The 23,233-nt window shown below is 70.8% G+C and carries 15 protein-coding genes and 4 pseudogenes; 13 read left to right on the top strand and 6 right to left on the bottom strand.

The features are described 5' to 3' along the window. Positions 1 to 6: 6 nt before the first annotated feature. The 8 genes and pseudogenes from B1L07_15465 to B1L07_15430 all read left to right on the top strand — a co-directional run bounded on the left by B1L07_15465 (position 7) and on the right by B1L07_15430 (position 9,695). Positions 7 to 3,179 (top strand): annotated as a pseudogene (locus B1L07_15465) (cation transporter). A gap of 114 nt (positions 3,180 to 3,293) precedes the next feature. Continuing rightward, complete coding sequence (locus B1L07_15460) at positions 3,294 to 3,926, top strand: cation transporter (GenBank protein ID AUZ56245.1); 633 nt, start codon at positions 3,294 to 3,296, stop codon at positions 3,924 to 3,926. A gap of 564 nt (positions 3,927 to 4,490) precedes the next feature. Next, on the top strand, positions 4,491 to 4,670 hold the full coding sequence (locus tag B1L07_15455; protein ID AUZ56244.1) for a hypothetical protein: 180 nt from the start codon (positions 4,491 to 4,493) through the stop codon (positions 4,668 to 4,670). Between the two features lie 215 nt (positions 4,671 to 4,885). Further along, positions 4,886 to 5,122 (top strand): 50S ribosomal protein L28, encoded by a 237-nt coding sequence (locus B1L07_15450; protein ID AUZ56243.1) that lies wholly within the window; start codon positions 4,886 to 4,888, stop codon positions 5,120 to 5,122. A gap of 13 nt (positions 5,123 to 5,135) precedes the next feature. After that, positions 5,136 to 5,299, top strand: a pseudogene (locus tag B1L07_15445) (50S ribosomal protein L33). A 153-nt stretch (positions 5,300 to 5,452) separates the two neighbouring features. Then, positions 5,453 to 6,841, top strand: coding sequence for a pyridine nucleotide-disulfide oxidoreductase (locus B1L07_15440; GenBank protein ID AUZ56242.1), 1,389 nt, complete (start codon positions 5,453 to 5,455; stop codon positions 6,839 to 6,841). 113 nt (positions 6,842 to 6,954) lie between these two features. Continuing rightward, the gene (locus B1L07_15435) at positions 6,955 to 9,144 is read left to right on the top strand and encodes a DNA helicase II (protein AUZ56241.1); all 2,190 of its coding nucleotides are present in this window, start codon (positions 6,955 to 6,957) and stop codon (positions 9,142 to 9,144) included. A gap of 102 nt (positions 9,145 to 9,246) precedes the next feature. Next, positions 9,247 to 9,695 (top strand): annotated as a pseudogene (locus tag B1L07_15430) (universal stress protein UspA). 219 nt (positions 9,696 to 9,914) lie between these two features. On the opposite strand, the gene B1L07_15425 reads toward B1L07_15430, so the two are convergent. Beyond that, positions 9,915 to 10,202: a hypothetical protein gene (locus B1L07_15425; GenBank protein ID AUZ56240.1), complete on the bottom strand. Its 288-nt coding sequence runs from the start codon at positions 10,200 to 10,202 to the stop codon at positions 9,915 to 9,917. Positions 10,203 to 10,293: 91 nt separating this feature from the next. Between B1L07_15425 and B1L07_15420 the strand changes: the two genes are divergently transcribed. Together B1L07_15420 and B1L07_15415 are read left to right on the top strand one after the other, a co-directional pair. Continuing rightward, on the top strand, positions 10,294 to 13,062 hold the full coding sequence (locus B1L07_15420) for a DNA polymerase I (protein AUZ56239.1): 2,769 nt from the start codon (positions 10,294 to 10,296) through the stop codon (positions 13,060 to 13,062). Between the two features lie 543 nt (positions 13,063 to 13,605). Then, on the top strand, positions 13,606 to 14,085 hold the full coding sequence (locus B1L07_15415; GenBank protein AUZ56238.1) for a hypothetical protein: 480 nt from the start codon (positions 13,606 to 13,608) through the stop codon (positions 14,083 to 14,085). Positions 14,086 to 14,135: 50 nt separating this feature from the next. Here B1L07_15415 and B1L07_15410 read toward each other — a convergent pair whose 3' ends face one another. The 4 genes and pseudogenes from B1L07_15410 to B1L07_15395 all read right to left on the bottom strand — a co-directional run bounded on the left by B1L07_15410 (position 14,136) and on the right by B1L07_15395 (position 18,616). Then, a complete protein-coding gene (locus B1L07_15410; GenBank protein ID AUZ56237.1) occupies positions 14,136 to 15,056 on the bottom strand; it encodes a coproporphyrinogen III oxidase in 921 nt (306 codons plus the stop codon). 22 nt (positions 15,057 to 15,078) lie between these two features. After that, the gene (locus tag B1L07_15405) at positions 15,079 to 15,654 is read right to left on the bottom strand and encodes a hypothetical protein (GenBank protein AUZ56645.1); all 576 of its coding nucleotides are present in this window, start codon (positions 15,652 to 15,654) and stop codon (positions 15,079 to 15,081) included. Between the two features lie 46 nt (positions 15,655 to 15,700). Next, positions 15,701 to 16,119 (bottom strand): annotated as a pseudogene (locus B1L07_15400) (NUDIX hydrolase). A gap of 151 nt (positions 16,120 to 16,270) precedes the next feature. Beyond that, complete coding sequence (locus B1L07_15395) at positions 16,271 to 18,616, bottom strand: S9 family peptidase (GenBank protein AUZ56644.1); 2,346 nt, start codon at positions 18,614 to 18,616, stop codon at positions 16,271 to 16,273. A gap of 229 nt (positions 18,617 to 18,845) precedes the next feature. Between B1L07_15395 and B1L07_15390 the strand changes: the two genes are divergently transcribed. Next, a complete protein-coding gene (locus B1L07_15390) occupies positions 18,846 to 20,189 on the top strand; it encodes an AMP-ligase (protein AUZ56236.1) in 1,344 nt (447 codons plus the stop codon). Positions 20,190 to 20,975: 786 nt separating this feature from the next. On the opposite strand, the gene B1L07_15385 is transcribed toward B1L07_15390, so the two are convergent. Next, positions 20,976 to 21,986 (bottom strand): pteridine-dependent deoxygenase, encoded by a 1,011-nt coding sequence (locus B1L07_15385; protein ID AUZ56235.1) that lies wholly within the window; start codon positions 21,984 to 21,986, stop codon positions 20,976 to 20,978. 200 nt (positions 21,987 to 22,186) lie between these two features. Between B1L07_15385 and B1L07_15380 the strand changes: the two genes are divergently transcribed. Next, positions 22,187 to 22,456: an acyl carrier protein gene (locus B1L07_15380; protein ID AUZ56643.1), complete on the top strand. Its 270-nt coding sequence runs from the start codon at positions 22,187 to 22,189 to the stop codon at positions 22,454 to 22,456. Between the two features lie 5 nt (positions 22,457 to 22,461). After that, entirely contained in the window at positions 22,462 to 23,184 is a 723-nt protein-coding gene (locus B1L07_15375) for a hypothetical protein (GenBank protein ID AUZ56234.1), read from the top strand. The last annotated feature ends 49 nt before the right edge of the window (positions 23,185 to 23,233 follow it).

Raw genomic sequence — 23,233 nt, 5'->3', positions numbered from 1 at the left:
CGCGGCCTGCTCGAACGCATCATCGGTGCGGCCATCGCCCATCGCTGGCTGATGCTGCTGCTCACCGGCGTGCTGGTGCTGCTCGGTGCCTGGAGCTTCAGCCGGCTGCCGATCGACGCCACCCCGGACATCACCAACGTGCAGGTGCAGATCAACACCTCCGCACCGGGCTACTCGCCACTGGAAACCGAACAGCGCATCACCTTCCCGGTGGAGACGGTGCTGGCCGGGCTGCCGAAGATGGAGAGCGTGCGCTCGCTGTCGCGTTACGGGCTGTCGCAGGTGACGGTGGTGTTCGAGGATGGCACCGACATCTACTTCGCCCGCCAGCAGGTGGCCGAACGCCTGCAGCAGGCGCGCTCGCAGATCCCCGACGGGCTGGACCCGCAGCTCGGGCCGATCGCCACCGGCCTGGGCGAGATCTTCATGTACACCATCGATGCCGACCCCGACGCGCGCAAGGCCGATGGCAGCCCCTACACCGCCACCGACCTGCGCACCCTGCAGGACTGGGTGATCCGGCCGCAGCTGCGCAACGTGCCCGGGGTCACCGAGGTCAACACCATCGGGGGTTCCAGCGCCAGGTGCACATCACCCCGGACCCGGCGAAACTGCGCGCGCTGGGCTTCACCCTGGAAGACGTCGCCGCCGCGGTCGAGGCCAACAACCAGAACGTGGGCGCCGGCTACATCGAGCGCAACGGCCAGCAGTTCCTGGTGCGCGTGCCCGGCCAGGTCGCCGACCTGGAGCAGATCGGCAACATCGTGCTCGACCGCCGCGAAGGCGTGCCGATCCACGTGCACGACGTGGCCACGGTCGCCGACGGCCCGGAGCTGCGCAGCGGCGCGGCCACCCAGAACGGCCACGAAGTGGTGATGGGCACGGTGGTGATGCTGATCGGCGCCAACAGCCGCGAGGTGGCGCAGGCCGCCGCGGCCCGGCTGCAGCAGGCGCAGCGCAGCCTGCCCGAGGGCGTCACCGTCACCGCCAGCTACGACCGCACCGCGCTGGTGGACCGCACCATCCAGACCGTGGCGAAGAACCTGCTGGAAGGCGCGTTGCTGGTGATCGTGGTGCTGTTCCTGCTGCTGGGCAATTTCCGCGCGGCGCTGATCACCGCCGCGGTGATCCCGCTGGCGATGCTGTTCACCCTCACCGGCATGGCCCGCGGCGGCGTGTCGGCCAACCTGATGAGCCTGGGTGCGCTGGACTTCGGCCTGATCGTGGACGGCGCGGTGATCATCATCGAGAACTGCCTGCGCCGCTTCGGTGAGCGCACCCATGCACTGGGCCGGGCGATGACCCGCGCCGAGCGCTTCGCCGAGACCGCCGCCGCCACCGCCGAGGTGATCCGCCCCAGCCTGTTCGGGCTGGGCATCATCACCGCGGTGTACCTGCCGATCTTCGCCCTCACCGGGGTGGAAGGAAAAATGTTCCACCCGATGGCGATCACCGTGGTGCTGGCGCTGAGCGGGGCGATGCTGCTGTGCCTGACCTTCGTGCCGGCGGCGATCGCGCTGTTCCTCGGTGGCCGCGTGCAGGAGAAGGAGAACCGGCTGATGGCGTGGCTGCGCCGGCGCTACCAGCCGCTGCTGGACCTGGCCCTGCGCCGCGGGCGCTGGATGGTGGCCGGCGCGCTACTGCTGGTGGTCGGCTGCGGCCTGCTGGCAACAAAGCTCGGCAGCGAGTTCGTGCCCAACCTGGACGAAGGCGACGTGGCGATGCACGCCATGCGCATCCCGGGCACCAGCCTGACCCAGTCACTGCAGATGCAGCGCCAGATCGAGCTGCGGCTGCTGCAGTTCCCGGAAGTGGCCAAGGTGTTCTCCAAGATCGGCACGCCGGAGGTGGCCTCCGATCCGATGCCGCCGTCGGTCGCCGACACCTTCATCATGATGAAGCCACGCAGCCAGTGGCCGGACCCGCGCAAGCCGCGCGCAGGCCTGCTGGCCGAGCTGGAGGCGGCGGTGGAGGAGCTGCCGGGCAACAACTACGAGTTCACCCAGCCCATCCAGATGCGCATGAACGAGCTGATTTCCGGCGTGCGCGCCGACGTGGCGGTGATGCTCTACGGCGACGACCTGGACACGCTGGCGGAGGTGGGCCGGCGCATCGAAAAGGTGGTCGCCGGCGTGCCCGGCGCGGCCGACGTGCGGCTGGAGCAGACCAGCGGGCTGCCGCTGCTCACCGTCACCCCGGACCGGCAGAAACTGGCCGGCTATGGCCTCAACCCGGGCCAGGTGCAGTCCACCGTGGCCACCGCGGTCGGCGGGCAGGTGGCGGGGCAGCTGTTCGAGGGCGACCGCCGGTTCGACATCGTGGTGCGCCTGCCGGAGGAGCTGCGCCAGGATCCTGCGGCCCTGGCGGACCTGCCGGTGTCACTGGAAACCGCGCTGGCCAGCGGCAACGCCGATGAACTGAGCCGCGGCGGCGCCGCCGGCGTACTCACCGGCAACCCGCGTACGGTGCCGCTGCGCGAACTGGCACGCATCGACACCAGCGAAGGCCCGAACCAGATCAACCGCGACAACGGCAAGCGCCGCATCGTGGTCACCGCCAACGTCCGCGACCGCGACCTGGGCAGTTTCGTCGGCGAGCTGCAGCAGGCCATTGACGCCGGGGTGAAGCTGCCGGCCGGCTACTGGGTCGACTACGGCGGCAGCTTCGAGCAGCTGATCTCGGCCAGCCAGCGGCTGGCGGTGGTGGTGCCGGCGACGCTGGTGCTGATCTTCGCGATGCTGTTCTGGGCGTTCGGCTCGGGCAGGGACGCGGCCATCGTGTTCAGCGGCGTGCCGCTGGCGCTTACCGGTGGCGTGCTGGCGCTGGCCCTGCGCGGCATCCCGCTGTCGATCTCGGCGGGCGTGGGCTTCATCGCGCTGTCCGGGGTGGCGGTGCTCAACGGGCTGGTGATGATCAGCTTCGTGCGCAGCCTGCGCGCACAGGGGCGGCCGCTGCTGGAAGCAGTGCGCGAAGGCGCGCTCGGCCGCCTGCGGCCGGTGTTGATGACCGCGCTGGTGGCGTCGCTGGGCTTCGTGCCGATGGCCTTCAACGTCGGCGCCGGCTCGGAGGTGCAGCGGCCGCTGGCCACGGTGGTGATCGGCGGCATCGTGTCCTCGACCCTGCTGACCCTGTTGCTGCTGCCGGTGCTGTACCGCTGGCTGCATCGCCGCGAAGCGTGAATCCAGCCCCGGCCCACGCCATCGGCGTGGGCCGGGGACGTTGCGCTGCGGGGTGCGCTGCAAGCCGTGCCCGCCGGTGGGAAAATCGGCCCTGGCATCGTGTCTGGAACCGGAATGAGCGACTGTTGCGGCTGTGGCCGGACCTTGGAGGTCGGGCGCATGCAGGCACGCCAGCGGCGTGTGCTGGTGTGGGTGCTGGTGATCAACCTGCTGACCTTCGTGATGATGATGGCCGCGGCCTGGCACAGCGGTTCGGCGTCGCTGCTGTCCGGCAGCCTGGACAACCTGGGCGACGCGCTGACCTACGCGTTGAGCCTGGCGGTGGTGGGTGCCGGCCTCGCCGCCAAGGCGAGGGTCGCCCTGCTCAAGGCGGCCTTCATCCTGGGCGCGGCCATCGCGGTGGCCGTGGGCATCGGCTGGAAGCTGAGCCATCCGCACCTGCCGTTGTTCGAGAGCATGGGCATCGCCGCGCTGCTGAACCTGGCCGCCAACCTGCTGTGCCTGCGCCTGTTGTGGCCCTATCGCCAGGGCGACATCAACCTGGCCTCGGCCTGGGCGTGCTCGTTGAATGACGTCTACGAAGGCGGCGCGGTTATCCTGGCCGCGCTGGCGGTGTGGGCGTTCGGTGCCGGCTGGCCGGACCTGCTGATCGCGGTGGCCTTGCTGCTGCTGTTCCTGCGCTCGGCCTGGAAGGTGGCGCGCACGGCCTGGCGTGAGCTGCGTGGCGCGCGGGCGCGCGCGTCCTGATTTGATCCGCACCTGCCGGGTTGGCTAGAGTCCGGCGGTATCTCCAGGGAGCGGACCCATGCGATCGCGCCAGCTTGTCGTGCCCTTGCTGTTGTCGCTGTGCGGCCCGGCCGCCGCCCAGGACAGCGGCATCTACATCGAGTTCCTGTGGTCCAGGACCCCGGCTGACGCGCTTGCCCGCCAGCAGACCCGGCAGTTCGTCATGACCGGCGATCACGCGCACCAGATCTGTGTGGCCGCCCCTGCCGCGAGCGGCGATGTCGGCGGCCTGCAACTGGAGTTGCGCGATGCCGACGGCAAGCGGGTGTCCCTGCAGCGTCATGACGACTACCGCGGCAGCAAGCGCTGCTACCGGGCCGACCTGGGCAGCGGTGGCCGGCCGGGAGACTGGACCGCGCATGCGGTCCTCGGCGACGGTGGCAGCAACACCGCGACGATCCGTGTCGATCCACGGCTGGAGGACTCGCCCTTGTTCCAGCAGCGCGACGTTCCCTATGTCGCCGGCCGCCCGAACTACGATGCCTCGATCGCCCCGGAACAATGGGGGGGCGGCTGGTCTGGGCGATGGACGTCGATCCGCAGGGCAAGGTCACCCATGTGGACGTCGAAGTGGCCGAAGGCGTGGGCGAACGCCTGCGCGACCGTGCCATCGCCGCCGGCTACCTGAGCCTGTTTCCGCCGGACCCGGGCCGGGCCGCCACGCCGCTGCGCTGGCGCCGGAGCCTGGATTTCGCGCCCCGGTAGGGCCGGCCGCGGCCGGCGGTTTGCACTCGGGGCCTTGGCCCGGCATAATTGCCGGCTCGCTGTGTCCGGAAACCTCCGGATCGGTGGCCGGGAACGTGTCATCCGCCCACCCTCGTCAGCGTAACCCTTTGATTCCCATGACACGTGGCGGGCAACCGCCGGGGCCGCCCTCTTCCTGGCCAAGGAAGAGACAACCGACATTACCGAGGTGCGCAATGTCCCGAGTTTGCCAAGTTTCCGGCAAGAAGGTGCAGACGGGTAACAACGTCTCGCATGCCAACAACAAGACCCGTCGTCGTTTCCAGCCGAACCTGCACGAGCGTCGTTTCTGGGTCGCCAGCGAGAACCGCTGGGTCAAGCTTCGTGTTTCCGCGCATGCACTGCGCACCATCGACAAGAACGGCATCGATTCCGTTCTGGCTGAGCTGCGTGCGCGCGGCGAAAAGGTCTGAGGAGTAAACCATCATGGCAGGCAAGCGCGACAAGGTCCGTATGATTTCCTCGGCCGGTACCGGCCACTTCTACACCACGGACAAGAACAAGAAGAACACCCCGGGAAGATGGAATTCCTGAAGTATGACCCGGTGGTCCGTAAGCACGTGATGTACAAGGAAGGCAAGATCAAGTAATCCGCACGGATTGCCTGGATCGCCGTTCCACACCGGACCCGCCGCAAGGCGGGTTCGTTGTTTCCGGGGCATGCGCGGCGCCATCAGCATGCTCCATCAGCACATGCGGCGGCGGCATCATGCCGCGCCGGGCGCATCGCCTACAATCGGCGCATGACCGTTACCGACCCGATGCAGACCTGCGACATCGCCATCATCGGCGGTGGCGCCGCCGGCGTGCTCACCGCGATCGGCGTGCTGCGTGGCGCGCGCGGCGAGCTGCGCGTGGTGCTTCTCGAACCGCAGCTCCCGCTCGGCCGCGGCGTGGCCTACGCCACCCGTCGTCCCGAACACCTGCTCAACGTGCCGGCCGGCAAGATGAGCGGCTTCCCGGACCGGCCCGACGATTTCCTCGATTACCTGGTCGCGCACGACGCCCTGCCGGGCACTGGCCGCGACGCGCTGGCGCAGGCCTTCGTCGCCCGCCACCACTACGCCGCCTATCTGCGGCAGCGCCTGCAGGAGGCGGTGGATGCCAGCCCGGCGCGGCTGGACGTGCGCGCCGCGCGGGTCCACGCCTTGGAGCGCCACGCCGATGGACTGCTGCTGCAGCTGGACGCGGGCCCGCCGTTGCGGGCCGCCGCGGTGGCGCTGTGCAGCGGCAACGCGCTGCGGCCGCTGCCGGCGCGCGGCGCCGGCGCGGTGCCGCCGGGCAAGCGCATCGAGGCCTGGGACTACGACGCGGTGCAGGATGTCGCCGCCAGCGCCGACGTGGCCATCGTCGGCTCCGGGCTGAGCATGGCCGATTGCGTGGCCTCGCTCGCGGCGTCCGGGCACCGTGGGCAGGTGCACGTGCTCTCGCGCCACGCGCTGCTGCCACTGCCGCACGCCAGCGGCGCGGCCGCCGACTACGACCCCGGACCGCTGCTGGCGATGGGCCTGCGCCAGCGCATGCGCGCGCTGCGCCGGCATGCCGCCGACGCGGCGCGCCGCGGCATCCCCTGGCAGAGCGTGATGGAACGCATCCGCCCGCTGGGGCAGGCGCTGTGGCAGTCGCTGTCCTTCGACGACCAGCGCCGTTTCCTGCGCCACGTGGTGCGCTACTGGGACGTGCACCGGCACCGCATCGCCGTACCGGTGCATGCGCAGCTGCTGGAGCTGCGCCGGCAGGGGCGCCTGCACCTGCACCGCGGGCGCCTGGAAACCGCCATCGCCGAAGGCGCCTGCGTGCGCCTGGGCGCGCTCGACCCGCGGCGGCAGCCGTTCCAGATCGACGCGCACTGCGTGGTCAACGCCACCGGCGTGGAGATGCGCGCGCAGGCCATGCGCAATCCGCTGCTGCAGCAGCTGCTGGGCAGCGGCATCGCGCGCCCGGGGCCGCACGGCATCGGCCTGGACAGCGCGGACGATGGCAGCCTGCTCGACGCCGATGGCGTGGCCGAGCCGCGCATACAGGTGGTCGGCAGCCTGCGTATCGGCCGGTTGTGGGAGAGCCTGGCCATCCCGGAACTGCGCGGCCAGGCCGCGCAGGCGGCCGCGCGGCTGTTGCCGCCGCAGGCATGAACGCGGCGGCGGCCCCCGCCGGGCCGGGCATTCCTCGCCCCGGCCCGGCCACGCAGGGCGCCGGCGCCTGCGGTTTCTCGGCTTTTGGCCGCGCTACGCCCTAAAATGCCGGGATGGATGTTTCCCACCTGCTCGACGGGCTGAACCCGGCCCAGCGCGAGGCCGTTTCCGCTGCTCCCGGCCATTACCTGATCCTCGCTGGCGCCGGCTCCGGCAAGACCCGCGTGCTTACCCACCGCATCGCCTGGCTCAATGAAGTGCACGGCGTGCCGACCCACGGCATCTTCGCGGTGACCTTCACCAACAAGGCCGCCGGCGAGATGCGCCACCGCATCGACCTGCAGCTGCGCAACGGCGCGCGCGGCATGTGGATCGGCACCTTCCACGGCCTGGCGCACCGCCTGCTGCGCCTGCACTGGGCCGACGCCAGGCTGCCCGAAGCGTTCCAGGTGATGGATTCGGACGACCAGCTGCGGCTGGTCAAGCGCGTGGTGCAGGCGCTGGAGATCGACGACGGCAAGCACCCGCCCAAGCAGATCGCCTGGTGGATCAACGAGCAGAAGGACGAGGGCCGCCGGCCGCAGCACATCCAGCCCGAGCCGCACGATGCGTGGCTGGAAACCATGCGCCAGGCCTACACCGAATACCAGGCGCGCTGCGACCGCGCCGGCCTGGTCGACTTCGCCGAACTGCTGCTGCGCGCGCACGAACTGCTGCGCGACAACCCGGCGCTGCTGGCGCACTACCGCGCGCGCTTCGGCGAGATCCTGGTCGACGAATTCCAGGACACCAATGCCATCCAGTACGCCTTCGTGCGGGTGCTGGCCGGTGATACGGGCCACGTGTTCGTGGTCGGCGACGACGACCAGGCGATCTACGGCTGGCGCGGCGCCAAGGTCGAGAACGTGCAGCGCTTCCTCAAGGATTTCCCGGGCGCGCAGACCATCCGCCTGGAGCAGAACTACCGCTCCAGCGCCAACATCCTCAATGCCGCCAACGCGGTCATCGCCCACAACCCGGACCGCATCGGCAAGCAGCTGTGGACCGACAGCGGCGACGGCGAGCCGATCGACCTGTACGCCGCCTACAACGAGATGGACGAGGCGCGCTACCTGGTCGAGCGCGCGCGGCAATGGGTGCGTGACGGCGGCAGCTACGGCGACATCGCCGTGCTCTACCGCAGCAACGCGCAGTCGCGCGCCTTCGAAGAAGCGCTGCTGTCCGAGCAGGTGCCGTACCGCGTGTACGGCGGCATGCGCTTCTTCGAGCGCGCCGAGGTCAAGGACGCGCTGGCCTACCTGCGACTGCTGACCAACCGCAACGACGACGCCGCGTTCGAGCGCGCGGTGAACACGCCGGCGCGTGGCATCGGCGAGCGTACCCTGGACGAGGTGCGGCGCATCGCGCGCGCGCAGTCGCTGTCGCTGTGGGAGGCGGCGATGCTCGCCACCCAGGGCAACGACCTCGCGGCGCGCGCGAAGAACGCGCTCGCCGGCTTCCTCAACCTGGTCCAGCAGATCGGCAGCGAAACCGCGCAGATGACCCTGGCCGAGCGCATCGACCACGTGCTGGTGCGTTCGGCGCTGCGCGAACACTGGAGCAAGGAGAGCCGCAACACGCTCGACTCCGAATCGCGCAGCGACAACCTCGACGAACTGGTCTCGGTGGCCTCGCGCTTCGTCCAGCGCGACCAGGACGAGGAGGGCGCCGCCGACATGAGCGAGCTGGTGGCCTTCCTGTCCTACGCCTCGCTGGAGGCCGGCGAAGGCCAGGCCCAGGCCGGCGAGGACGGGGTGCAGCTGATGACCCTGCATTCGGCCAAGGGCCTGGAGTTCCCGCTGGTGTTCCTGGCCGGGCTGGAGGAAGGGCTGTTCCCGGGCGCGCGCTCGCTGGAGGAAAGCGGCCGGCTGGAGGAAGAGCGCCGGCTGGCCTACGTCGGCATCACCCGCGCCCGGCACAAGCTGGTGCTGGGTTACGCCGAGTCGCGCCGCATCCACGGCCAGGACAACTACAGCCTGCCGTCGCGGTTCCTGCGCGAGATCCCGCGCGAGCTGTTGCACGAAGTACGGCCCAGGGTGCAGGTCTCGCGCCCGGCCTCGCTCGGCAGCAGCCGGGTGGCCGGCCATGCCGCGCTGGAGGCGCCGGCGATCCGCCTGGGCGCCAGCGTCAGCCACCCCAAGTTCGGCGAGGGCGTGGTCACCGACTACGAGGGCAGCGGCGCGCATGCGCGGGTGCAGGTGGAGTTCGCCGAGGCCGGCAGCAAGTGGCTGGTGATGGCCTACGCCAACCTGAACGTGCTCTAGGCCGCGGCCCGGCCCGGGCGGGGCGGTTTGATCAGGCTCAATGCACGCCGGTGGCATCGGGTGTGTAATGCTCGCCTGCCACCCTTGCCGAGGAACACCGCCATGTACAAGCGCATCCTGATCGCGACCGATGGTTCCGAGCTGGCCATGAAGGGCCTGCAGAAGGGCCTGGAACTGGCGGCGCAGCTCGGCGCCAAGGTCGACATCGTCACCGTGTCCGAGCCGTGGGCGGTGGGCATGTACGACGCCATGGGCTGGAGCGCCGGCTACGAAGCCAGCCCGAGTACAAGCAGGACCGCGAGGCCGCGGCGCAGAAGATCCTGCAGCCGTCGCTGGACGCCGCGCGCGCCGCCGGCGTGGCCGAGGTGACCGGCCACCACGTACTCGACCGCTATGCCGCCGACGGCATCATCGAGACCGCCGATGCCTGCGGCAGCGACCTGCTGGTGATGACCTCGCATGGCCGCCGCGGCATGACCCGGGTGCTGCTCGGCAGCCAGACCGCCGAAGTGCTGGCGCGCAGCAGGGTGCCGGTGCTGGTGATCCGCTGAGGCAGGCCCTGCGCCTGCCCGGCCCGGGACGTCCCCCGCGGCGTCCCGGTGGCGGCCTGCGGCCGTCGCTTTCCCTTTTTCAGCGTACCCCCTTCATCGCCATCGTTGCCGAAGGGGGCTTTTCTTTGATGGCCGGGGTGATGACCGCGGGGTCGCCGCCGGGCGGCGCCCAGGCCGTGGCGCGGCTGGCTGGCCGCCGTCGCGGCAGCCGCCCCGGCATCACCAGCTGTACAGCTTCCAGTAGACCGGCGATACGCCGTCCTTGTCGTTGTCCATGCGGCCGTCGCCATTGCGGTCGTAGAGGTAGAACGGCGCACCCCGCGCCGGGGTGACCTTGACCATGCGCAGCTGGCTGCCGACGCGGTACTCCTCGATGGTGTCGCCGTTGTCGAGGCTGCGGCGGGAGACATCGGCGCCGGTCACGTCCACCGGCGGCGCATCGGCGTCCCGACCCATGCTGGCGCAACCGGCCAGGGCGAGCAGGGGGATCAGCAGCAGGTGTTTCATGACGGCGGCTCCTCGCATCGGTGTCCGGGTGATTATGCCTGCCTGCGGCGGGCGCGCGCGTCGTCGTGGGCCGGCCGCGTAGAATCGCCGGATGAGCAGATTAGTCCTGATCGACGGGTCCAGTTACCTGTACCGCGCGTTCCACGCGTTGCCGCCGCTGTCCAATGCCGCCGGCGAACCCACCGGCGCGCTGTTCGGCGTGGTCAACATGCTGCGGGCCACGCTGAAGGAAAAGCCCGACTACGTGGCCTTCGTGGTCGACGCCCCCGGCAAGACCTTCCGCGACGACCTGTACGCCGAGTACAAGGCCAACCGCCCGCCGATGCCCGACGACCTGCGCGCGCAGGTGCAGCCGATGTGCGACATCGTGCACGCGCTGGGCATCGACATCCTGCGCGTGCCCGGGGTGGAGGCCGACGACGTGATCGGCACCCTGGCCCTGGCCGGTGCCGCCGACGGGCTGGAGGTGACCATCTCCACCGGCGACAAGGACTTCGCCCAGCTGGTGCGCCCGGGGGTGATCCTGGTCAACACCATGACCGGCAGCCGTACCGATTCCGATGCCGCGGTGATGGACAAGTTCGGCGTGCGCGCCGACCAGATCGTCGATTACCTGGCGCTGATGGGCGATGCCGTGGACAACGTGCCCGGCGTGGACAAGTGCGGGCCCAAGACCGCCGCCAAATGGCTGGCCGAGTACAACGACCTGGACGGCGTGATGGCCGCCGCGGCCACCATGAAGGGCAAGATCGGCGAGAACCTGCGCGCCGCGCTGCCGCGGCTGCCGCTCAACCGCGAGCTGGTCACCATCCGTACCGACGTGGCGCTGGAACAGGGCCCGCGCGACCTGCGCCTGCGCGAGCAGCACGTGGACAGCCTGCGCGAGCTGTATGGCCGCTACGGCTTCACCCAGGCGCTGCGCGAGCTGGGCGGCGTCGCCGCGCCGGCCGCCGCCGACGAGGCCAGGGTCAGCCTGCGCGGTACCGCCGCCGGCTTCGCCCGGTCCGCCGAGGCGGCGCCCGCCGTCGCCGCGGACCCGGCGCTGGCCGGCAAGGGCGAGTACGAAACCGTGTTCACCGACGAACAGCTGCGGGCCTGGGTCGAACGCCTGCAGGCCGCCGCCGAATTCGCCTTCGATACCGAAACCGATGCGCTGGATGCCATGCGCGCGCGGCTGGTCGGCGTGAGCCTGGCGGTCGAGCCGGGCACGGGCGCCTACATCCCGGTCGGCCACGACTACCCGGGCGCGCCGGCGCAGCTGCCGCTGGCGCGCGTGCTCGACGCACTGCGGCCGCTGCTCGAGGACCCGGCCAGGCGCAAGCTCGGCCAGCACGGCAAGTACGACATCCACGTGCTGCGCCGCCACGGCGTGGAGGTGCGCGGCTACGCCGACGACACCATGCTGGAGAGCTTCGTGCTCAACTCCACCGCCACCCGCCACGACATGGATTCGCTGGCGCATCGCTACCTGGGCTACACCACCACCAAGTTCGAGGACGTGGCCGGCAAGGGCGCCAGGCAGATCCCGTTCTCGCAGGTCGGCATCGAAGAGGCTGGCCAGTACGCCGCCGAGGATGCCGACATCACCCTGCGCCTGCACCGCGTGCTGGCGCCGCAGCTGGCCGCCGAGCCGGCGCTGGAAAAGGTCTACCGCGAGATCGAGATGCCGCTGGTGCCGGTGCTGGCGCGCATCGAGGCCAACGGCGTGTGCATCGATGCCGCCGAGCTGCGGCGGCAGAGCGCGGACCTGTCGGCGCGCATGCTGGCCGCGCAGCAGAAGGCCACCGAACTGGCCGGGCGCAGCTTCAACCTCGATTCGCCCAAGCAGCTGCAGGCGGTGCTGTTCGACGAGCTGGGCCTGCCGGCGCTGGTGAAGACGCCCAAGGGCCAGCCCAGCACCAACGAGGAGGCGCTGGAAGCCATCGCCGAGCAGCACGAGCTGCCGCGGGTGATCCTGGAGTACCGCGGCCTGGCCAAGCTGCGCAGCACCTACACCGACAAGCTGCCGGAGATGGTCAACCCCGACACCGGCCGCGTGCACACCAGCTACCACCAGTCCGGCGCGGCCACCGGGCGGTTGTCCTCGTCCGATCCCAACCTGCAGAACATCCCGATCCGCACCGACGACGGCCGCCGCATCCGCAGGGCGTTCGTCGCGCCGCCGGGGCGCCGGCTGATGGCCTGCGACTACTCGCAGATCGAGCTGCGCATCATGGCCCACCTGTCCGAAGACCCGGGCCTGATCCGCGCCTTCGAGCAGGGCGTGGACGTGCACCGCGCCACCGCCGCCGAAGTATTCGGGCGCGCGCTGGAGGATGTCACCGCGAACGAGCGCCGCGCCGCCAAGGCGATCAACTTCGGGCTGATGTACGGCATGAGCGCGTTCGGCCTGGCCAAGAACCTGGGCATCGACCGCGGCCAGGCACAGGATTACGTGGCGCTGTACTTCAGCCGTTACCCGGCGGTGCGTGATTTCATGGAGCGCATGCGCGTGCAGGCGCGCGAGCAGGGCTACGTGGAGACCCTGTTCGGCCGCCGCCTGTACCTGAACGACATCCACGCGCGCAACCAGGGCCTGCGCGCCGGCGCCGAGCGCGCGGCGATCAATGCGCCGATGCAGGGTACCGCCGCGGACATCATCAAGCGCGCGATGGTCAGCGTGGATGGCTGGCTCGCCGCGCACCGCGAACGCGCGCAGATGATCCTGCAGGTGCACGACGAACTGGTGTTCGAGGCCGATGCGGACTTCATCGACACGCTGCGCGCGGAGGTGGAATCGCGCATGGCCGCCGCGGCGCAGCTGCGGGTGCCGCTGGTGGTCGATACCGGTGTGGGCGACAACTGGGACCAGGCCCACTAGGCGTGCGGGCGGCGCCACGGCTCACGCCTGTCGCGCCGCCGCTGCCGGGCGCTGGCCACACGCCGCGCTGGCGTCGCGGCTTCACCTGTATTCGTGTTGCCAATGGCATCCAGTGGATTTGGTGATGCCTGCCGCTGCAATTGCGGAATGCAGCACGGATTGTCGATGGATCGACGTGCGAAATGCCACTTCTGGAACGTTGCGTCACGCACGTAATGGGTAATGGCGCACACCTTGTTTTGCGGATGAATCCCTCCTTAATCGTCAGGAAATAAATAGCCGCTCTTCACGAACCATCAATGTGCGCGATGGTCATATAGCCCGTGACAGGTGCAACGCCTGTCGCGGATCTCTCCCATCCCCTGGAGCAGATCTCGGAGCGGGGATTCCTCCCCAAATCGCCGCTCCTCGAGCCCCGTCGACCCCCCCTGGTCGGCGGGGCTTTTTTTTGTGCCGGCCGCGCCCCGCGCAGCCATGTCCAGCGTGCACCGGTGCGGTGGTCTGGGCATCATGGCCGCACAGACAGAAAAGGGGGATGGGCCGATGTCGGACATGTTCGCGCTGGCGATGCCGTGGTGGGAGTTCATCCTGCGCGCGGTGGTGGTCTACGTCGTGGTGCTGGGAATGGTGCGGCTGACCGGCAAGCGCGCGCTGGGGCAGATCACGCCGTTCGACGTGCTGTTGATCGTGCTGCTGGGCAACGCCGTGCAGAACGCGCTGCTCGGCCAGGACACCTCGCTTGCCGGTGGCCTGTTGCTGGCCGCGACGCTGATCACCATCAACTACGCGGTGGGCTGGCTCACCACCCGCAGCCGCCGGGTGGAGCGGCTGGTGGAAGGCGAACCGGTACTGATCGCGCGCGACGGCCGCCTGCTGGATTCGGTGCTGCGCCGCGAACTGATCACCCATGCCGACTTCGACGCGGCGATGCGCCAGCAGGGATGCCGTGGCGTCGATGAGGTCGAACTGGCGCTGCTGGAAACCAATGGCCACATCACCATCGTGCCGCGCCGCCGCGACTGACCCGGCCATGGCCGCGTGCGCCGGCTGGTGCCGGCGCGGGGCCGCGGCCGTTACAGCCAGTCGCGCGGGACCAGGTAGCCGGCCAGCCGCGCCTCGTCGCTGCCGGCTTCGGGCTGGTAGCCGTACTCCCAGCGCACGCGCGGTGGCAGGCTCATCAGGATGCTCTCGCTGCGGCCGCCGCTCTGCAGGCCGAAAAGCGTGCCGCGGTCGTAGACCAGGTTGAATTCCACGTAGCGGCCGCGGCGGTACAGCTGGAACTCGCGTTCGCGCTCGCCATACGCGGTGTCCCTGCGGCGCGCCACGATCGGCAGGTAGGCATCGAGGAAGCCGTCGCCCACGGCGCGCATATAGGCGAAATCGCGCTCGAAATCGCCCTGCAGGTCGTCGAAGAACAGGCCGCCGACGCCACGGGTCTCGTTGCGGTGCTTGAGGAAGAAGTACTCGTCGCACCAGCGCTTGTGCGCGTGGTAGCGCTCGGCGCCGAACGGCGCGCACAGATCATGCGCCACCTGGTGCCAGTGGCGCACGTCCTCGTCGAACGGATAGAACGGGGTCAGGTCGAAGCCGCCGCCGAACCAGGCCGCGACCGCCTTGCCGTCGCGCTCGGCCTGGAAGTAGCGCACGTTGGCGTGGGTGGTGGGCAGGTAGGGATTGAGCGGATGGAACACCAGCGACACGCCGCAGGCGCGCCACGACGCGCCGGCCAGTTCCGGGCGGTGCGCCGAGGCCGACGGTGGCAGGCGCGTGCCGGACACGTCGGAGAAGCCGATGCCGGCCTGCTCGAACACCGCGCCATCGCGCAGGACCCGGGTGCGGCCGCCGCCGCCCAGCAGCGGCGCGGAGCCGCCGGCGTCGGCGCGCTGCCAGCGGTCTTCGACGAAACGGGCCCGGCCGTCGGCGGATTCGATGGCCTGGCAGATGCGGTCCTGCAGGCCGGTGAGGTAGTCGCGTACGCGTTCGAAATCGTCCATGCGCGTACTGTAGCGCAGGCGTTCAGCGGAACAGCGCGCGGACCTCGTCGCGGCACAGCTTGACCACCAGCCAGGCGTGCAGGCCGGCGAACGCCAGCGCGGTGGCGCCGGCGCTGAGCAGCGCGGTCCAGCGGCTGGCCTGCATCTGCGCCATCGCATGGCGGCCGTCGGCCGAGTCGTGGAAGTCCGGTGGCAGCACCGCCTGCATCGCCGTGAACAGGCCGTCGACCAGCGGCAGCATGGCGAAGTTGGCCAGGGCCACCACGACCAGGAGCACGATGAAGCCGATCCGTCCCCATTCGTGGTGGCGCAGCAGCGCCCACGACACCGCGAGCAGGGCCACGGACAGCAGCAGCATCAGCACGCTGAGCGACAGCGCGTGCTGTGCGGCCCAGTGCAGCGCCGCCGGCACCGGCAGGCCCTGCCGCTCGACCCAGCCCAACGGGTCGAGCCGGCCGAGCAGTGCCACCAGCAGCAGCTGCAGCAGGCTCCAGCCGATGGACAGTACCGCCATCGCCAGCGACAGCCGGGCGGTGACGTCGACGAAGCCGGCGGCGGTCTGCGACGTGCGGCGGAGCGGCGGGGGAGTGGATGGGATCACGCGGAGGCGCTGTCGGTTGCGGTGGCGGGCACTATCGCCGGCTTCAGCCGGCTTGCCCAGCCCCCAGCCAGCGCCGCGCCGCCGGCAGTACATGGCGTTCGCTCAACGGCGCCAGCACCACGCCATGCGGCGGGTGCAGCGGAATCCAGGCCAGCTCGGCGATCTCGGCGCGCGCGCGCGGCGTGCCGTCCACCTGCACCAGGAACGATTCGCCCTGCACGCGCCGCCCGGGTTCGTTGACCGCGTCGTCCTCGAAGGTGCCCAGCGCGTGCGCGCCGCCGGCGCGCAGCGCCACGCCCAGTTCCTCGCGCAGTTCGCGCGCCAGCGTGTGCAGCGCCTGTTCGCCGGCCTCGCGCTTGCCGCCGGGCTGGATGAAGGCGCGCGAACCCCGCTTGCGCACCACCAGCACGCGGCCGGCGGGTCCAGGATCACCGCGGTGACGATGCGGATGGGGGAGGTCATCGGCTGGAATCCGCCGCGCGGCGTGGCCTGCCCGCGGCGGTACCCGGTGTCGTGGACGCCGTGGCCCAGGCCACGAGGCGGCGGCGCGCCGGTGCCACCGGAAAGGCGGCGCACCGCGCAGGGGCGGCGCCGGGCCGCCCCTGCCGGGTGCTCACTTCAGCGTTTCCTCGAACAGCTTGAGGATGCGCTTGTACTGGTCCAGCCAGGAATCGGCGCGGGTGTAGCCGTGGCGTTCCAGCGGGTACGGCGCGATCGACCAGTTGTCCTTGTGCAGCTCGATCAGGCGCTGGGTCATGTTGACCGAGTCCTGGAAGAACACGTTGTCGTCCATCATGCCGTGGGCGATCAGCAGGTGGTCCTGCAGGCCTTCGGCGTACTCGATCGGCGAGGACACGCGGTAGGCCTCCGGATCGATGTCCGGGGTGTTGAGGATGTTGCTGGTGTAGCCGTGGTTGTACTGGTGCCAGTCGCCGACCGGGCGCAGCGCGGCGCCGGCCTTGAACGTGCCCGGCGCGCGGTACAGCGCCATGAAGGTCATGAAGCCGCCATAGGAGCCGCCGTAGATGCCGGCGCGGTCGCGGTCGCCCTGCTGGGTCTCCACCAGCCAGTCCAGGCCGTCCAGGTAGTCCTCCAGCTCGGGGTGGCCCATGTTGCGGTAGATCGCGGTGCGCCAGTCGCGGCCGTAGCCCTCGCTGCCGCGGTAGTCCATGTCCAGCACGATGTAGCCCTTCTGCACCAGCAGGTTGTGGAACATCTGCTCGCGGAAGTAGGCGGGGTAGCGCTGGTGCACGTTCTGCAGGTAGCCGGCGCCGTGCACGAACATCACCACCGGGTACTTCCTGCCCGGCTCCTTCTGCGCGGGGCCGTAGTACTTGGCCCAGACCACGCCGGCGCCGTGCTTCGACGGCACCGCCACCAGCTGCGGCTGGATCCACTGCCGCGCCTTGAACTCGGCGCTGCGGGTGTCGGTGAGCACGCGCGCGCTGCCGCCCGCGGCCGGCACCACCGCCAGCTGCGGCGGCAGGTAGGCGCCGGAGTAGCGCACCAGCAGCTGCTGGCCGTCGGGCGAGAGCGAGAAATCCTCCACGCCGTTGAGGTCGGTCAGTTCGCGCACCTGGCCGCTGGCGACGTCGACGCCGCACACCTCGTAGTCGTGCGGTGCCTGCGGGTTGCACAGCACGTAGAAGCCCTTGCCGTCGGCCGAGGGCACCGGCGCCGAGGTCTCCCATTTGCCGCTGGTGAGCGCGCGCGGCCTGTCGCTGCCGGCCTGGGTATACAGGTGCGAGAAGCCCGACTCCTCGGACAGCAGCCACAGCGTGCGGCCGTCGGCCATCCAGCCGAAATCGTTGAAGCCCCAGTTGATCCAGCCCGGGTCGGTGAGCCGGTGGCGGTTCTGCAGGCGGCCGTCGTCGCCGATGCTGACGATCCAGCGGTCCTTGTTGTCGTTGGCGCGCAGCATCACCGCCGCCTGCCTGCCGTCGGCGCTCCAGCGGATGCCGCCGCCCATGAAGTCGCCCATCACCTGCACGCTGCGGTTGCCCTTGAGCGGCTCCTTGCCGGCGGCCTTGCGCAGCGCGGCCAGCGGGTCGCTGCCGATGCCGGGCAGCGCGTCCAGCGCCAGCGGCCGTACCTGGCCGGTGCGGGCGTCGGCCAGCCACAGCGCGTGCGGGGCGAAGCCGTTGCGGCCGACCCGGGTGCGGGTGTCCTCGGTCTCCTCGTAGCCGGATTCGGTGACGTACAGCGGCATCTTGCCGCCGCGGCCGTCCTCGAAGTTCTTCGGCTTGGTCACCACGATCAGGTGGGTGGCATCGGGCGACAGCGCGCTGTCCACGATCTCCACGTCCGCGCCCAGGTAAAGCGGGCCCGGGGCGCGGGTCGGATCGGCCTGGCGCCAGCGCTCGCCCTGCTCGCGCAGCGCTTCGCGCTGGGCGCGGTCGCGGCGCAGGGTCTCCAGCGTGCGCATCTGCTGGTCGCGCAGCACGTCGGCCTTGGGCGCATCGGCGGGGTTCTTCTCGGCCTTGAGCTGGGCGACCACGGCGATGGCGCCGCTGCCCGCGTTCCAGTGGTACCAGGTGTTGCCGACGCTCCAGATCACGCCGCCGTCGGTGGCGAAATCCACGCCCGCGGCGCGCTCGTTGCCACGCGTGAGCTGGGTCAGCGCGCCGCTGCGCAGGTCGCGCACGAACACGTCGCCGTTGCGCACGAAGGCCATGCGCTGGCGCTGGCGGTCATACACGCGGGTGGCCGCGTCCAGCGTGCCGCGCTGGTCGTCGGCAACCTGCTGCGCCGCGCCGCCGTCGACCGCCTGGCGGAAGGTGTCGCGTACCGGGCTGCCCTTGCGCTTGAGCGTGTACTCGACCTGCTGGCCGTTCCACGACCACCAGGCCGATTCCACCGGCGGCCCGATCCAGTCCGGGTCGGCCATCGCCTGCTCGATGGTGATCGGCGTGGGCGCGGCGTGGACACCGCCGGCGGCGGCCAGCAGCAACAGGGACAGGGGCAGGAATCTGGACATCGCGGGCACCGGTGGAGAAAACCGGCAAAGCCTAGCAGCCCGCCCCGCCGCAGGGCTGGGCCACAGGTCATGGACGGGCGCGCAGACCGCGCCCGGGCCCTGCGCGACCGCGCTCCGGCGCGCCCGCGTTTGTGCGGCTTCCGCCAGCGGCTATGCTGGGCGCCGGCCGCGACCTCCGTTGCGCGGCGGTTTTTCCCGAAGGTCGTCCCGCGTGCCCGCTGCCCATCCGATTTCCCGCTGCCTGCATCCCCTCGCCACCGGCGCCCGCGCGCGACCACTGGCGATGGCCGCCGCGACGATCGACCTGGATACGTTCCTCGCGCATGTGCGCGGGGTGGCGGCACTGCTGCCGCCGGGGCGCCACGCGGTCAACCTGTGCGAGGATCGCTACCGTTTCCTGGTCGGTTTCTGCGCCATCGCCCTGCGTGGCCAGGTCAACCTGCTGCCGCCCTCGCGCGCGCCGGCGGTGGTGGACGACGTGCAGCGGCGCCACGAGCAGGCCTGGTGCCTGGGCGACACCGCTCCGGATCCGCTGCCGGCGGGCTGGTTCGCGTTGCCGGAGGTGCTGCCACGGCTGCCGGGCGAGGTTCCGTTGCTGGATGCGGCGCAGCTGGTCGCCATCGGCTTCACCTCGGGCAGCACCGGCGCGCCGGCGGCCAACCCCAAGACCTGGGGCGCGTTCGTCACCAGCACCGCGCAGAACCTGCAGGCGCTGGGCGACCTGTGGGGCGAGCGCATGCCGTCGGTGGTTGCCACGGTGCCGCCGCAGCACATGTACGGCATGGAAATGTCGGTGCTGCTGCCGCTGCTGGCGCCGGCGATGCTGCATGCCGGCCGCCCGTTCTTCCCGCAGGACGTGGCGCAGGCGCTGGCCGAAGTGCCCGCGCCGCGGCTGCTGGTCACCACGCCGGTGCACCTGAAGGCACTGGTCGAATCGGGCGTGGCGCTGCCGCCGCTGGCCGGCATCGTCACCGCCACCGCGCCGCTGCCGCAGCCGCTGGCCGCCGCGGCCGAAGCGCGTTTCGCCACGGAAGTGCGCGAGGTGTTCGGGTCCACCGAGACCTGCATCTTCGCCCGCCGCCGCACCGCCCGTGAACAGGCCTGGACGCTGCTGCCGGGCGTGCGCCTGGAGCCGCGCGAAGACGGCACCCGGGTGCATGCACCGCACCTGGCCGAGCCGGTGCTGCTGGCCGATCTGGTCGAGCCGCTGCCGCACGACCGCTTCCTGCTGCGCGGCCGTCGCGCGGACCTGCTGGAGATCGCCGGCAAGCGCGCGTCGCTGGGCGACCTGACGCGGCGCCTGCAGGCGGTGCCCGGGGTGCGCGACGCGGTGATGGTGCAGCTGGACCCGGAGCCGGGCCAGGCGGTGGGGCGCATCGCGGCGCTGGTGGTGGCACCGGAGCGTGAGGAGGCGGACATCCTGCGCGAACTGCGCGCGGGCATGGACCCGGTGTTCCTGCCGCGGCCGTTGCGCCGGGTGGCGTGTCTGCCGCGCAACGAGACGGGGAAGTTGCCGAGGGATGCGGTGCTGGCCTTGCTGCGCGGCGAGGGCTGACCCAGCCATTGCCGTTGCCGTTGCCGTTGCCGCTGCCGCTGCCGCTGCCGCTGCCGTTGCCGTTGCCGTTGCCGTGATTTTGCCGTTGCTCCCCGCTTTTGACTTCCGTGTCCCCTTCCGAAGCGACGGAGCCGGCGGGAAAAACCCGGAGGGCGACGCGCATGGACGCGCGTCGTTTTTCTACGCGACAGGGATGTCGCGTAGAAAAATCCCGCCGGCGGAGTGGACCCACGGCACGCAGTGCCGTGGGCGCGGAGGCAGGGGCGTGCTTTCTCTTGGTTACTTCTCTTTGCACGAGCAAAGAGAAGTAACTCGCTCCTGCGAAGCAGGGGCGAAAGCTCTGCTTTCAAGCTTTCGCTTCTCGCTTTGCCTCTGGCTCGATCCACCGACTTTTTAGCCACCGCTTTGGTACGGGTGCTCGGATCTTCGCTCTTGGCGATCCAAGGGAAGCCAGAGCAAGGGCAGAAACAGAATCAAAGGCTTTCGCTCCCCTTCGGGGCGCGAGCCACCTTTCTTTGCTCGTGCAAAGAAACGTGGCCCAAAGAAAGCACGCCCTGCCTACGCGCCCTCCGTGCCTGCGGCACTCCGGGTCCACTCCGCCGACGGGATTTTTCGACACGACATCCCTGTCGTGTCGAAAAACGACGTGCATCCATGCACGTCGCCCCTGCGGGGTCTTGTCCGTCGGCTCCGTCGCTACGGAAGGGGGACCCGGAAGTCAAAAGCCAGGCAAAAGCAAAATCACGGCAACGGCAACGGCAACGGCAACGGCAACGGCAACGGCGGTCAGGCGCCGTGGACCCCGTCGATCTCCACCCGCAGGTCGCGCCGGCACACTTCGGCATGCAGCACGATGTACGCCACCTCCGGCGGCAGATGCCGCGCCAGCGCCTGCCGTATCGCCGGGATCTCCGCCGCGTCGCGCACGTACACCTTCAGCCGGCTGCCCGCGCCGAAATGCGCCGGCAGGGACGGCAGGCGCGCGCGCGCGGTGCCCACCAGCGCATCGAGATTGGCGAACGTCTCCTCCAGCTGCCGCAGCGTGTCCTCGCCGTGCAGGGTGGCGTGGCCGACCACGCTGGCGGTGCCCGACAGCAGCAGCGGCACGCTGCTGCCCGGCGCGGCCAGCATGCCGCGGGCGAAGCTGGGCGACTGCGGGCCGTACTGCCGCGGATAGCGCCAGGCGCTGACCTGGCGCGGGTTCTCCAGCGGCGTGCCCGGCACGCGCGCGGCCAGCCAGTAGACCTGCAGCACGCGCACGCCGTCGAGGCGGCCGATGGCGGTGGCCGCCGGCAGGGTGCCGGGGTCGATGGTGCCGATGCCGCGTGCGCGGCCCACGCAGAACTGGCGGTAGCGCTCGTCGTCGCCCTCGCCCTCGGTGATCGCGTCCAGGTAGTTCCAGATCCGCAGCAGGTGCGGATAGCCCTGCCGGGGCAACGACGACAGCAGCCGTGCATAGGCGTGCGCGCCGGCTTCCAGGATGCCGCCGTGGCGGGCTTCGTCGATCTGCAGCGCGCCGAACATCAGCGCGCCGTCGCTGGCCCAGGCCAGGCCGTCGGCCTCGCGGCCGCTGTGCACCGTGCCGGCGCTGCGCCAGACCTCCAGCCGTGGTTCGCCTTCCGGTTGCAGGCCGACCTGCAGGTAGCGCGGGTCGTCGCTGGCCGGGGCGCCGTCGCCGGCCTGGAAGCCGAACACCGCCAGCACCCGGGGGTCGGCCAGCAGCGCGGGCAGCCGCGCCGGGTCGGCGTAGTCCACCTCCAGCCCGGTCGCGGGCGCGAAGCCGGATACCGCGTTCATCGCGCGCTCCGGCGACCAGGGCGGCCGGCAGCGCGGGCGGGCGGGGGAGCGGAAGCGGGGCAGGGGAGCAGGGACGTCATCGTGCGGGCGGATCGGTGCTGCAGAAACCGCCATGATACCGCGCGTGCGGTGAGGGCCATGGTTGCGCCGCGGGCGGTGATACCGGATCGTTGCGCATCAATCTCTTCATGGAAGTGGCAATGTCGCAACAAACCGAGGCCGAGCGCGAGCTGGCCGAACTGCTGGTCGAGAGCCTGAACCTGGAAGACGTGGACCCTGCGTCGATCGACCCGGAGGCGGCGCTGTTCAACGACGGACTGGGCCTGGATTCGATCGACGCGCTGGAGCTGGCGCTGGCCATCGGCAAGCGCTACGGCTTCCAGCTGCGTTCGGACAACGACGACAACCGCCGCATCTTCGCCTCGCTGCGCGCGCTGTCCGCGCACGTGCAGGCGCACCGCACCACCTGAACGCCATGAACCACGCCGGCCATGCGCCCGGCCCCGGGGCGGCCGCCCACCTGCTGCGGATCGCGTTGCTGCTGTCCTACCCGGTGCTGTCGCACGTGGCCAGCCTGCGCAGCGAGGGCGGCTGGGCGGCGCTGGCGCTGTTCGGGCTGGTGCTGCTGTGCCTGCTCGACGCACTCGGGCGGCGCCGGCCGCTGGCGTGGGCCGCGCTGCTGGCATCGGCGCTGCTGCTGGCCTGGCTGGGCCGCTCGCCGTGGGCGTGGATGCTGCTGCTGGCGCCACCGGTGGTGTTCCCGCTGCTGGTGGCCTGGGGCTTCGCGCGTTCGCTGCGGGCCGGCCGGGTGCCGTTGATCACCCGCATCGTGCAGGCGCTGCACGCGCGCGCCGGGGTGCCGGTCGAGCCACGGCTGCAACGCTATGCGCGGCGCCTGACCGCGGCCTGGGCGCTGCTGCTGGCGCTGCTGGCGGCGATCAACCTGGCGCTGGCGATGAGCGCGGTGCCCGACGGCCTGCTGGCCGCGTTCGGCCACCAGCCGCGCTGGCCGTTGAGCCATGCGCAATGGTCGTGGTGGGCGAACGTCGCCGATTGGGGCCTGATCGGCGGCTTCTTCGTCGCCGAGTACGCGCTGCGCTGCCGGTTGTTCCCGCACCGGCCGTACCGCAGCGCCGGCCAGTTCGTGCGCCAGATGGGGCAGCTGGGCCCGGCGTTCTGGCGCGACCTGCTGCGCTGAACCGGCGGGGCGGCGGGTATCCTGTGGCCCCCGCCGCCGCCCGCCCCGC

Origin of the sequence: Stenotrophomonas acidaminiphila (assembly GCA_002951995.1) — a bacterium.
GTDB lineage: Bacteria > Pseudomonadota > Gammaproteobacteria > Xanthomonadales > Xanthomonadaceae > Stenotrophomonas > Stenotrophomonas acidaminiphila_A.
This window is presented reverse-complemented; position numbering and strand designations above follow the sequence as displayed.